Below are 12,706 nucleotides of genomic sequence, written 5' to 3' on the forward strand. Positions count from 1 at the left end.
CCTCGCTCGTCCAAGGTTCCCGACTCGGCGTCCCACGCGGTTAGCTGAACTTCCGGATGGTGACGTCGAGCGTGTCGAGGTCGACGATGGGCGCGTACCCCGAGTCGGGGTCGATGTTCACGGACTTCTGGAAGTCGGTCTGTTCCTGCCAGCACCCGGAGTTGATGGCGAGGACGTTGTGGTACTTCCCGTACCCGAGCTTGTGGACGTGGCCCGTGTGGAAGACGTCGGGGACGTCGTCGATGACGAGGTAGTCCTGCTCCTCGGGCGCGAGTCGCATGTGTCCGCCGTACTGCGGGGCGACGTGACGCTTCTTAAGGAGGTGGTACATCGCCTTGTGCGGTTCGTCGTAGCTCGCTTTCTCCTCGGGGAACTCCGCGATGACCTCGTCGAGGCTCTTGCCGTGATACATCAGCACGGAGACGCCCTCGACGGTTACCGTCGAGGGGTTCCCGACGATGCGCGGGTCGTGCGCCGACATGATCTCGCGGAGGTCCTCGTCGAACCCGGGCTGTGGTTCCGCGAGCCGGACCGCGTCGTGGTTCCCCGGGATCATGATTATCTCCATGTCTCCCGGAACCTGCTTGAGGTACTCGCTGAAGCGCTCGTACTGCTCGTAGAGGTCGATGACGTCGAGTTCCTCGTCCTGGTTCGGGTAGACGCCGACGCCCTCGACCATGTCGCCCGCGATGAGGAGGTACTCGACGTGCTCGGCCTCCGCCGTGTGCAGCCACTCGGTGAATTGCGTCCACGCTTCCGCCATGAACTCCTGGCTGCCGACGTGCACGTCGCTGACGAGCGCCGCCTGCACGTGGCGGTCCGCGGTACTGGGCTTGTAGGTTCGGGGGACGTCCGGGAAGTATAGTTCGTCGACGAACACGATACCGGCGTCGTCGCTGAGCGTCCCCTCGATCGCGATGACCTCGTCGAAGAGAAGTTCGTCGACGCTGTCCGCGAGGTCGCGGTCCTTCGTGACGAGACACGGGAAGACGCCGTTCGTGTCCTCGAGTTCGACGATCCAGTGGCCGTTCTTCGTCGACCGGACGTCGTTCACCATCCCGACGAGCCCGACGTCGCTCCCGCCGACCATGTCCTCGATGCTGTCCGTGGGGCGGTGGTTGACGCGCCCGCGGAGCTTGCTCCCGAGGCGGTCGTAGCGGTCGCGGAACACCTTCACGAAGTCGTCGTACGCACCGGTCCCCGTCGAGTGCCCGGTGACGTCGCCGGCTATCTCGACCGACCGAAGCGCCTCGTCGACCGTCCGCTCGAACGAACCAGACCCCTTCGTTTCAACTGGAGACCGGTTCGGGTTTCGGTCGTTCGAGGTCGTATCGACCTCGTTCGAAGCGTTCGTTCCACTCGAAACAGAGGGGTGTGGTGGCGGGGCGTTCGCGTCGCTTCCACCACCGGGACGGCTGGTTCCACGCTCTCCGTCCAGCACCGCCTCGACGTCCGCACGCGTCACCTTGAACGCGTCCGCCGGGAGCTCGTCCACGACGCGCTCGATCGCCGCCGCGGAATCGTCCGCACTCGAAAGGAGGGTCACCGCCTCGCGCTCCGCGTTGTAGCCGCGGCTCGCCAGTTCGCGAACCACCCGCGCCGGCGCCTCCTGTGGCACACCACTCGAAAGCGGACGGGCAGCAAAAAGGATAGCGGAACAACCGACGCTCCGCGAGCGCGCAAGTCGGAAGCCGCTCACCGGCGCCGCGAGCCGGAAACCGCTCACCGGCGCCGCGAGCCGGAAACCGCTCACCGGCGCCGCGAGCCGGAAGCCGCTCACCGGCCACGCACCGACGCCGCGAGACAGAAGGTTCATTTCGAGGCCGCCGCAACCTCGACCAAGATGAACGGGCACGACCCCGACGACAGGGGCGACGACGCCGACGGGACGTCCGACGACACAGCGGAGCGTCCCGACGGCTGGCCCGACGACTGGACCACCGCTAGCGACGACGCGCAACCCTCGAACGACGAATCCCCCCACTCGAACGACGAATCCCCCCACTCGAACGACGACCCGCCGACAGACGACGTCGCAGGCGACGGCGACGCGACCGTCGACGCGCCGACCGACGTGACCACGAACGACCACGCCACCGCCGACGGCACGGCCCGTGGCGACGAAGCCGCGCCGACCGGCGACCGCGAGTCGACGCTCGGCGAACGCTCCGCGCCAGAGAAACCACCAGCGCACGACGTCGACGACGATCCGCCGACGATTGCCGACGACGGCGTCATCACGTGGTTCCTGAACTCGCCGAACGGGAGCGTCGTGTTCGTCCGCGACGTCGTCTCGAGCGTCGCCGCGGTCGCCGCCATCGGCCTCGTCCTCTTCGCCATCTCCGGCATCTGGCCGCCGCTCGTCGCCGTCGAATCCGGTAGCATGGAACCGCACATGAGCAAAGGCGACCTCGTGTTCATCGTCGACGAACAACGATACGCGCCACAGAGCGCCGTCCAGGACACCGGCGTCTCCACGCACACGAGCGCGCAAGCTGCGAACGGCTACTCGAAGTTCGGGAACTACGGCGACGTCGTCGTCTACCGACCGTACGGCGACCGCGGAGCCACGCCCATCATCCACCGCGCTCGCTTCTACGTCGAAGAAGGCGACAACTGGGTGAAAGACGCCGACCCCGACCACCTCGGCGCCGTCGACACCTGTGCCGAAGTCCCGCGAAACCAGTGCCCCGCCCCCTACGACGGCTTCATCACGAAAGGCGACGCGAACGACAACTACGACCAGGTCCAATCACAGAGCGACATCGTCAAGCCCGAATGGGTCCGCGGCAAAGCCCAAGTCCGCGTCCCCCTCCTCGGCTGGATCCGTCTCCAGTTCGCGAAACTCACCTCTGCAACCACCAGTCCCGTCGCGCCGACCATCCCGGCGAACGGGCCAGCGCTGTTCGCTCGCCTCGGCGCACTCGGTGCCGCAGCAGGCGCTGCCGTCGTCGCCACACGGACCTGAACGACTCACGCGTCACGTCCCGGACGCTGTACGGACCTCCCAAGTACGGCCACTAGTACCTTTCAAGTACGAACACTACCTCCATTCGAAACAGCCGTAATTCGACTTCCCTCCCGCAGAAAGCAACCCCCTTCGTTTCGACTAGAAACCCAACTCGAATCCAGCGGACGAGCGCTCGCACGACGCACAGCACCGAGTTCGGACACCGCGACAACGCTACCGTGATCACGCGTTCGAACACACGTCACGTTCAGACAGAACCGCATACGTTCAGACAGAACCGCATACGTTCAGACAGAACCGCACACGTTCAGACAGAACCGCATACGTTCAGACAGGACCCGTCCGTCAGATAGGACCACAGCTGTCAGATGGGACCGCGTCCGTCAGTTATCGAACCGCGCCTGCACGAACGGCTGGACGTCGTCGATGTCACCCAGCCGCGAATCCGACAACAGGACCGCCTCCGTCTCGTCGATCGGCACCGACAACGAGATCTCCTTCGTCCGCCCGTACCGGCCCTTCGAGACGACGACAGCGTTCACGATACCGAGCATGTCCAGCTCGCTGATGAGGTCCGTGACCCGACGCTGCGTCAACACGTCCGCGTCGATCTCCTCGCAGAGCCGCTTGTAGATGTTGTACACCTCGCCCGTGTTGATGTTGTGCACGCCGTTCTTCTCCAAGCTGATGATGGCGAACAACACGAGCTTCGACTGCGTCGGGAGCGTCCGAACGACCTCCACGACGCGATCGAGCTCGATCTTGTCCTGAGCCTTCCGGACGTGCGCCTCGTCGACGGACTCCGCCTGGTCGCGCTCCGCGAGCTCGCCCGCCGTCCGCAGGAGGTCGAGCGCGCGACGCGCGTCCCCGTGCTCCTGGGCGGCGAACGCCGCACACAGCGGGATGACGTCGTCCGTCAGCGCCTCCGACTTGAACGCGACGTCCGCGCGATGCTGGAGGATGTCCCGGAGCTGATTCGCGTCGTACGGCGGGAACACGATCTCCTCCTCGCCGAGACTCGACTTCACGCGCGGGTCCAGGAAGTCCGTGAACTTCAGGTCGTTCGAGATCCCGATGATGGACACCCGCGAGTTCTGGAGTTCGGAGTTCATCCGCGAGAGATTATAGAGCGTGTCGTCCCCGGACTTCTCGACGAGCTTGTCGATCTCGTCGAGCATGATGACGACCACGCGCTCGTGGTAATCCACCGCGTCGAAGAACACGCTGTACACGCGGTCGGTCGGCCACCCCGTCATCGGCACCTCCTCGAACTCCTCGCGGTCCGCTTCGAGTTGCGCGATACGCTCCTCGACCGCATCCGTCGAGTCGAACTCCGTCTCCGGAAGCACCTCGGACGGCCGCTGCTCCTCGACGTCCTCGAGAAGCGCTTCGAGCTCCTCGATGCGGCCGTCGATGTACTGCTCGTTCTCCTCGATGAACTTGTTCGCGAGCTGCGCGAGCACCCGATACTGGGTGTCGGTGACCTCGCAGTTGATGTACTCGACCTCACAGGGGACGTCGTAGCGCTGACTCGTCGACTCCAGTTCCTGACTGACGAACTTGGCGCTCGCGGTCTTGCCCGTCCCGGTCTTCCCGTAGATGAGGATGTTCGACGGCGTCTCTCCACGGAGTGCGGCGACCAGGATGGTCGCCATCTTGTTGATCTGTTCCTTCCGATGCGGGAGTTCGTGTGGCGTGTACGACGGCCGGAGGACCTCTTTGTTCTCGAAGATCGGTTCGCCGCTCAGGAGGTCGTCGAACAGGCCCGTCGACTCCTCGTCGTCACCCTCGTCGAGGACGACCTCGTCGAGGTCGACGTCGAAGTCACGGTCCTCTCGTCGCGGCTCGGCCGTCGAATCTGTGTCGTCGTCGGACATTACTTGACCCCTTCGTTTCTACTGGAGTTCCCGCCGCCAGAGGGGAGAGCGTGCCGGTAGAGAACCCCGAACGGACCGATTACGAGAGTGGGGCGTACGCGGAACGTCCAGTTGATGCACACGAACCAGATGAAGGGTAGGTACTTAATAGTTGCTCCTTGGGCGTCAGGTTCCGGTGCTGTGCCGCGGACCAGACATCGAACACCAACCTTCACGACCGGACGACGAGTAACCATCACCTTCCAGCGACCGTCGACTGGAACGCTTCGCCCTCGGTCGGTTCCAACGCACGCCGTCACTCTTCTAACGTTCTAGTTCATTCGCTCGCGACGCGTACGCGCGAGCCACAGCGTGAACTTCGAGTGGAGTGTCCCGGAACGACGAGGGGCAGACCGCGACCGTTTCACGTCGAACTCGATAGAACACGGGTCCCTGCGACCGACGCCACTCCGTTGTGCGACCGACGGCACTCCGCACACCAGTCCATCCGCACGTCACCGCAGTCGTGCCAGCAGGTTCCCGGTCGTTGACGCACACCTCGTTCGACGTTGGTGTCGATGAGGCTGTCGCTATCGCTGTCGGCCCAGTTGGCCCAATCAGTGTCGAAGCTCGGAATCGCTGAGTTCTATCGTGCCTGGAGTTGAACCGGTGGGGTCGGCGGTGTCGTTGTGGACTCGAAGCAGGGGGCTAGGTCGGAAGGGGTGAGTCGGGGCGCTTCGGGTGTATCACGGTGACGTGTGGCTCTGTTCGGTCGTTCCCGTCCGTCGAGGCGCTCGCTTCGACTGGAAGACGAACGACGGACGCTCGGAGCGCCAGTCGAGTGCCCTGGGTTCGAGTCGAACGGACGGACGGTGGTCGGTCGAGTCCGATGAACCGCTACAGATGGATGGTGTTCGTTCCGAATCTCGAGGCGTGAGGTGTCGGTCTGCATGGATCGACCGGATCGATGGCGTGACGCAATCAACGAGACGAGGTAAGCGAAGCCGCGACACGAGTGAAGCCGCGACACGAGTGAAGCCGCGATGGATCTGAAGGGGTGTCGGAGTCGGAGCGAGGCGTACTCGGACTTCCCGTCGTGATTCTGGGGGGCGTTGGAACCGCTGGCTCGTTTCGTAGTCGTCGGGGGATTCGGAGTCGTGGACACTGGCGAGGCGAGGTTTGTCGTTCGACTCGAATCGGTGGGTGTTCGTATTGCAGTGTTGTTCGTGCAGGCCGGGAGTATTTCGAGTCGAACGGCCTCGAGAAGCACTCGAGTCGCCGTGTGACGACTGCCGTCGCCGGGGTGCTGCTGCCGGGATGGGGTTCTCGTGTCGTGGCTGCAAACGAAAGAGGGGTCGGGTTGCTCGTCGGAGGTGGGGACCCCCCCACCCCTTCGTTTCGGGTGGAACGCGTGGGAGGGTGGGGTGGGGGAGGGGGGTGTCTAGTAGGGGAAGCATTAAGTAACTACTACCAGAACCATACCCGTAAACCAGAAATAACGCCGTACTTGTTTGTTTCTAGTCTAGTTGTCTAGACAGCTGCTCGATTAATCTAGCTTTCACTAGAATTCCGTCCAACACGTCTCCGGGTTTCTCATCCAGTCCGTGTCGCGAGCCGCCCGAGGCCACCCGTCCCCCACGACCCACCCCCTCCACAACTCGACGTTCCACCCGAAACGAAGGGGTGGGGGGCTGCACTCCGTCGAATGATACCATCCCGCACGCACTCTCGTGTCCTGGTCCGCGTCAGTCGATCGGGAGGCCCAGTTCGCAACGACAGAATCCGGCTGGACCCTCGGCCTTCTCCTTCCGTTCCGGATTGACCTTCTCCTTTCGTTCCGGGCTGCCTTCTCCTTTCGTTCCGGACGGGAAACTGGCCTCGTTGCTCGTCCAGTGGCACTGACATGCATCGACGTTCGTCGATTTTGTCGGAGCGATTCTAGTGAAGTAAAGGGGTCGTACCGGTGCACTTGAAGCGTTGGTGTGTCCGGTAAGTACCGGTTTCGAGGACGTTTAGACGGCCGATTCGTTTCCAAACGTGGTACTATCGTCCCACCCCCAGTTCCAGTCGAACCCTCCGCCATTGTTATAGGGGATCTAACACGTCTGACACAGGCTTAAGTGAATCCAGTGCGGTAGTACGTCCAGACGCACGCAAATCGTCGCGCAAGCACGCGCCGTCGTCCCCGACGACCGGGGAGATGCCGCGCGTTTCGACGGCGTCGACACGACCCCGATTCGGCTCCCACGAGGGTCTCAGACGCACCCCGTCGACGCGGGCTCGGCGCCCGTCGAACCGCAAGGCGAGAGCCGTGTGCCACACACATAACCGAACGCGGACGGGAGGATAGACCAGGATGGGACTGCTATCAGGACTCAAAGACAGCCTCCAACGGGTTACGGACAGCCTCTTCTCGGAGGACGAACAGAAACGCATCGGCATCTACGGACCGCCGAACGCAGGGAAGACGACACTGGCGAACCGAATCGCTCGGGACTGGACCGGGGACGCGATCGGTCCGGAGAGCCACATCCCTCACGAGACGCGACGGGCGCGTCGGAAGGAGAACGTGGAGATCGAGCGGAACGGGAAGTCGGTGAGTATCGACATCGTCGACACGCCGGGTGTGACGACGAAGGTGAACTACGAGGAGTTCCTCGATTACGAGATGGAGAAGGACGACGCCGTGCGACGCAGCCGCGAAGCCACGGAGGGTGTTGCGGAAGCGATGCATTGGCTGCGCGAGGACGTCGACGGCGTCATCTACGTGCTGGATTCGACCGAGGATCCGTTCACGCAGGTGAACACGATGCTCATCGGGATCATCGAGAGCCGGGACTTGCCGGTGCTCATCTTCGCGAACAAGATCGACCTGGACGATGCGAGCACGCAGCGGATCAGGAACGCGTTCCCGCAGCACGAGACGGTACCGCTGTCGGCATTGGAGGGTAACAACATGGACGAAGTGTACGACAAGATAGCGGAGTACTTCGGGTGATCGTGGATGCCTGAAGCCAAAGCATCAGACAACGACGGCGTTCAGATAGATCTCATCAGTGCCGAGCGGATGGATGGCCTGGCGAGCATGGAGAAGATCCGGATGATCCTGGACGGCGTCCGTGATGGGAAGATCGTCATTCTCGAGGACGGGTTGTCGCCGGACGAGGAGTCGAAGCTCATCGAGGTGACGATGACGGAGATCAGTCCGGACGAGTTCAACGGGATCGAGATCGAGACGTATCCGCGGTCGTCGACGAGCGATTCGGGGATCCTCGGTCGGATCATGGGGCGCGAGGAGACGTCGAAGTTGACGGTCATCGGGCCGGCGAACCAGATCGAGACGTTGCACAAGGACGAGACGGTGATCAGTGCGCTGGTTTCACGGAAATAATGCCGCATCAGTGCACGGAGTGCGCGCGGACGTTCCCGGATGGCTCGAAGGAGATGCTGTCTGGGTGTCCGGACTGTGGTGGGAACAAGTTCCAGTTCAAGCCGTCGGACGCGGTGGACGTTGGCGCTGGCGGTGGTGCTGATAGCGGTGACGCTGGTAGCGGTCGCGTTGGTGGCGGTGTCGCTGATGGGTCGTCCGCTGGTGGGGAGGGCGGTGCGATGAGTCGCGCGAAGGCGACGGTTCGCGATCTGATGGGCCGCGGTGATGGCGACGACGGGACTGCGTCGACCGCTGGCGAATCACCGGGTCCCGGACCGTCGACGAACGCTCGCGAGACGTCAACTGCGGGGAACGGGTCGGCGAGTGCGAGTGACGCGCCGACGAGTGCGAGTGACGCGTCGAGTTCGGCGGCGTCCGAGTCGGAGTCCTCGGTGTCGCCTGCCGGCGATTCGTCGTCCTCCAATGACGTCGATGCGGACCGCGACCGTGTGACGCCGTCGGGGAGCGGTGAGTGGCCGAAGTCGGCGACGGAGGAGTACGATACGCCGGCGGAGAAGGCCAGTAGCCGTGAGTCCTACGAGGAGTCGGTTACGACGAGCGAGTCCACGACGTCTGAACGGTCGGTCGACACGTCGGAGTCCGTCTCTGGTGCGTCGGAGTCGTCGGTGAGTGAGGACGAGTCGGTGAGTGAGGACGAGTCGATCACTGCGCAGATGGGTGAGACGGAGGACGATGCGCAGCGGTCGGCTCGCTCGGACGTGGTGTCGCCCGACGAGTTACCGAGTCGTGAGTCGGCCGCTCCGGGCGGAATGCGCGACGATACGGGCGACAACGGGCCGTCTGAGCGTGTGGAGTCGTCTGAGCGCGCGGACCGGCCGCCGTCGAGCGAGGCGGCGGACGTGAAGGACCGGCCGAGTGCGGGTGACGTCGCGAGCGAGCCGGACGACGACTCGCCGAACCTGGACGAGCTCCGCGAGGAGTTGAACAGTCAGTTCGAGAGCATCAAGGTCCTCGACCCGGGGAAGTACGAGCTGAACCTGATGGAGTTGTACGACCGCGAGGAGTACATCATCTCGCTCCAGGAGGACGGCCGGTACGTCATCGAGGTGCCGGAGTCCTGGCGTGGCGACGCGAGCCCGGACTGACCGGGTCGTTCTGGTCGAGTTCGTTCGGGTCGAGTTCGTTCGGGTCGAGTGTGCGGGTTCGCTCTCGACCGTCGATTGTGCTCTGAGCGTGGTTGCGCGTCGTTCTCGTCGAATTGCGTGCTTCGACACGATGTCCCGACACCCCTTCGTTTCGTCTGGAGATTCTTATATCACCACTGGAGGGTCGACTGATTCGCGACCTCGCAAAGCGGTCTCGTGCGCTGCGACCTCGTCGGACGTAATCGGTAAGAGAGTGTGGTCGGTAGTCCCGGGCGGACTCGAATGGTTCGTCTCCGCGACGGTGCGCGTCGGCTCGCGTTCGCGTTCCCGGCGTTGCTCGCACGGCTCGGTGTCGTGGACCGGGAGCGCGGCGACGAGGCGTTCGACCTGGCGTTGCCGGTGATGGTGACGGGTGCGCTCCGGACGTTCCTGCGGACGGCGGACTTCCTGATGGTCGGGCAGGCGATCGGTGCGTCGGCGGTCGCGGCACTCGAACTCGGGTTCCAGTACTACTTCATCCCGTTCGGGTTGTCGTTGGCGTTGACGAGCGGCACTATCAGTGTCGTGTCGCGGTTCGTCGGTGCGGACGAGACGGGGCGCGCGAACACGACGCTCGCGGTGTCGCTGTGGTTGTCGCTCGCGTTCTCCATCCCGATGACGGCGGTGGCGTGGGTGTACGCGGACCCGCTGGTGGCGGTGCTCGCGCCGAACGAGACCGTGACCGAGATGGGGGCGACGTATCTGCGTATCGTGATGCTGTCGGTGGCGTTCCGGTTCTGGAGTATGACGGCGGCGCGCGCGCTCGCCGGTGCTGGTGACACGCGGACGCCGATGTACGTCCGACTCCTGACGCTTCCGACGAACATCGGACTGAACGCGGTCCTCATCTTCGGGCTCGGCCCGATAGCGCCGATGGGGGTGGCGGGCGCGGCGTGGGGGACGGTCGCGGCGAACGTTCTCGCCGCAGCGGTGTTCTTCGTGCTACTGTCGACGACGCGATTCCCGGTTCGGTTACCGCTCCCGGGGTTGCGGTCGCGTGCGGCGTCGACGGACCCGGGGTCGTCGACGGAAATGGGGTCGTCGACGGAAATGGGGTCGTCGACGGAGACGGCGACGACTGGGCGGCTCTGGGATGGTGGCATCGCGCGGGAGGTGGTTCGCGTCGGCCTGCCGCTGGCGGGGACGCGGTTGTCGCGGACGCTCGGCCGGTTCCCGTTCCTGTTCGTGCTGGGGGCGTTCGGGACGGGGACGCTGGCGGCGTACGCGATCGGGCGACGCGTGATGTTGCTTGCGATGATGCCGGCGTGGGGGTACTCGACGGCGGCGAGCACGCTCGTCGGCCAGCGCGTCGGGGAGGGCGATGGCGACGCCGCCGAAGCGGCGGGGTGGGCGACGCTTCGGGTGGCGCTCGCGACGCAGCTCTGTATCGCGCTCGTCCTCGTGGTGCTCGCGCGCCCGATATCGCTGGCGTTCGGCTCCGAGCACGTCGCGGACACGGTGACGTTCGTGCGCGTGTTCGGGCTCGGTGTCGGCGCGTTCGCGGTGTCGCGGACGATGCGCGGCGGACTGCGTGGCGCGGGTGATACGACGTGGCCGTTCTACGGGACGCTCGCGGGTACGTACCTCCTGAAGCTCCCGGTGGCGTTCCTCGCGCTCCCCGCGACGATGTCGGTGGGCGCGCTCGGGTTCGCGTTCACGCCCGGCATCGGCCTGGGCGTCGTCGCGGTGTACGCCGCCATCCTGCTCGACATGTACTTCCGGGCGGCGGTGAACGCCGTCCGTTTCAAGTCCGGGACGTGGCGCGTCATCGCGCGCCAGTCCGAGGTCGGCGCGGACGCTCCCGGGTGAGCTGGACGCCCGATGTCGCTCGCGGCGCGAGCGGCGTGCTTCGAAAACGGTAAGCCCGAGCGGTCGGACGGTCCGTGCATGAGTGACGCTACGAAGATCGTGCTCGTGACTGTCGGTGTGTCGGCCGTGCTCGCGCTCTCGTTGATGGCCGTGACGCTGTCGACGTAATCGGGATGTTCTCTGCGCGCGAGTGCTCGCCGGCCGTCGAGCGGGTTCGCGAGGCGCGAGCGCCGGATGCGGTCGTGGTGACCGCGGGGAGTGACTTCGAGACGCTGCCGCCGGCGCAAGCGGAGGACCTCGGCTTGCTCGTGGACGCGCTCGACCCGGTATCGTGCCCCGAGGAGTGGCTTCCCGAGGATGCGCCGGCGCTGCTCCGTCGGTTCGCGGGCGGGGACTTCACGGTCGGGATGCCGGGGGACGGAAGCGTGGTGTGGACGCGCCAGACGTCGCCGCCGATAGTTATCGTGAAGCCGCGCGTGGAGGGGTCGCCCGAGTCGTTCGTGGACTTCCTGGTCGCGGAGGCGCTCGTCGAACTCGGTATCGACGCACAGGGGGCGCGTGCGGACGACGACGCTTCGACGCCTGCGCCCGAGCACTTCCTGCCGTTCTTCGGGTCGACGTACCCCGACCTGGCGGCGGGGACGACGCTCGGGCCGAACGCGACGTACCAACTCGCGAACGCGCTCTACGAGGGCTGGCTGGGATTGCATACGCGCGACGTGTTCGCGTCGTGGGTGGACGCGAGCGACGAGCGCGCGGCGCTCGGCGAGGCGTGGGTGGACGCGGGCGAGCGCTTGGAATCCCGCCTCGACGGGCTGTCGCGGGAGGTGGCGCGCGGCGAGACGGAGTTCGCGGACGCGGCGGAACTAGCGTGTAGCGGCATCAAGCACGACGTCGACGTGCCGTCGCCGTTCGCGGCGCTCGCGACGGACGCGTACCGCGAGCGCGGCGCGCCGTTCGCGGTCAGGTGGGCGGAGAAGACGTTCGACGCGCTCGCGGACTAGGCGGGCGCGGCGTCGGTGGGGTCACTCGCCGGGGTCGGCGGGGTCACTCGCCGGCGTCGATGCGTTCGAGGACGACGCCGTCGACGAACCGGCCGCGGTCGGTGGCTTTCTCGCGTTCGCGAGCGTCGACGTCGTCCTGGGAGAACGCGCTCTCGTCGACGATGGCGTCGAGGACGGCGTGCACGTCCGCGAGCTCGTCGAGCACGTCGTCGCTTTCGTCACTGTCCGAACCATCGTTCGCGCCCGAGCCCTCGGTTTCGACTGCGTCGGCGTACTCGCGGGCTTCCTCGACGAGCTTCGCGGCGAGGTAGCGCTCGTACTCGCCGCCGTCGACCCGGCGCGTCACGGGCCGGTTCCCGTCCGCGCGGACGACCGCGGGGACGTCGTCGCGGACGAGCTTGTCGTACGCGCCGACGTACTCGTCGGCGGTGTCGCTGGCCGCGGATCTGCCGGCCGTATCACTGTTCTGGGTGTCGTCGTCGGTCATCGAG

Annotated in this window: 10 protein-coding genes; 7 read left to right on the top strand and 3 right to left on the bottom strand. The window is 65.3% G+C overall.

Annotated elements, in window-relative coordinates; translation table 11 throughout:
- Positions 1-40 precede the first annotated feature (40 nt).
- The gene (locus VYJ16_RS06780) at positions 41-1,618 is read right to left on the bottom strand and encodes a DNA-directed DNA polymerase II small subunit (protein ID WP_336349534.1); all 1,578 of its coding nucleotides are present in this window, start codon (positions 1,616-1,618) and stop codon (positions 41-43) included.
- 225 nt (positions 1,619-1,843) lie between these two features.
- Here VYJ16_RS06780 and VYJ16_RS06785 point away from each other — a divergent pair, with 225 nt between their 5' ends.
- A complete protein-coding gene (locus VYJ16_RS06785; RefSeq protein WP_336349535.1) occupies positions 1,844-2,968 on the top strand; it encodes a S26 family signal peptidase in 1,125 nt (374 codons plus the stop codon).
- Positions 2,969-3,354: 386 nt separating this feature from the next.
- On the opposite strand, the gene VYJ16_RS06790 is transcribed toward VYJ16_RS06785, so the two are convergent.
- Positions 3,355-4,848 carry a Cdc6/Cdc18 family protein gene (locus tag VYJ16_RS06790; RefSeq protein ID WP_336349536.1) on the bottom strand — a complete coding sequence of 498 codons (1,494 nt, stop codon included), beginning with the start codon at positions 4,846-4,848 and terminating at the stop codon, positions 3,355-3,357.
- Positions 4,849-7,183: 2,335 nt separating this feature from the next.
- Between VYJ16_RS06790 and VYJ16_RS06795 the strand changes: the two genes are divergently transcribed.
- The 6 genes from VYJ16_RS06795 (at position 7,184) to VYJ16_RS06820 (ending at position 12,215) form a co-directional block, all read left to right on the top strand.
- Complete coding sequence (locus tag VYJ16_RS06795) at positions 7,184-7,825, top strand: Era-like GTP-binding protein (protein WP_227134152.1); 642 nt, start codon at positions 7,184-7,186, stop codon at positions 7,823-7,825.
- Between the two features lie 6 nt (positions 7,826-7,831).
- Positions 7,832-8,218 carry a DUF2073 domain-containing protein gene (locus tag VYJ16_RS06800; RefSeq protein WP_227134153.1) on the top strand — a complete coding sequence of 129 codons (387 nt, stop codon included), beginning with the start codon at positions 7,832-7,834 and terminating at the stop codon, positions 8,216-8,218.
- Complete coding sequence (locus VYJ16_RS22160; RefSeq protein WP_379761920.1) at positions 8,218-9,363, top strand: OapC/ArvC family zinc-ribbon domain-containing protein; 1,146 nt, start codon at positions 8,218-8,220, stop codon at positions 9,361-9,363. The genes VYJ16_RS06800 and VYJ16_RS22160 overlap by 1 nt, the downstream gene beginning before the upstream one ends.
- A gap of 282 nt (positions 9,364-9,645) precedes the next feature.
- Positions 9,646-11,211 (top strand): MATE family efflux transporter, encoded by a 1,566-nt coding sequence (locus VYJ16_RS06815; protein ID WP_336349537.1) that lies wholly within the window; start codon positions 9,646-9,648, stop codon positions 11,209-11,211.
- Between the two features lie 78 nt (positions 11,212-11,289).
- A complete protein-coding gene (locus VYJ16_RS22165) occupies positions 11,290-11,379 on the top strand; it encodes a hypothetical protein (RefSeq protein WP_418934292.1) in 90 nt (29 codons plus the stop codon).
- Positions 11,380-11,384: 5 nt separating this feature from the next.
- A complete protein-coding gene (locus VYJ16_RS06820) occupies positions 11,385-12,215 on the top strand; it encodes a DUF7089 family protein (protein ID WP_336349538.1) in 831 nt (276 codons plus the stop codon).
- Between the two features lie 43 nt (positions 12,216-12,258).
- Here the strand turns inward: VYJ16_RS06820 and VYJ16_RS06825 are convergent, their stop codons facing one another.
- Positions 12,259-12,702 carry a nucleoside triphosphate pyrophosphohydrolase gene (locus tag VYJ16_RS06825; RefSeq protein WP_336349539.1) on the bottom strand — a complete coding sequence of 148 codons (444 nt, stop codon included), beginning with the start codon at positions 12,700-12,702 and terminating at the stop codon, positions 12,259-12,261.
- Between the last annotated feature and the right edge of the window lie 4 nt (positions 12,703-12,706).

The sequence above is a fragment of the Halorubellus litoreus genome (assembly GCF_037081675.1).
Lineage (GTDB): Archaea > Halobacteriota > Halobacteria > Halobacteriales > Natrialbaceae > Halorubellus > Halorubellus litoreus.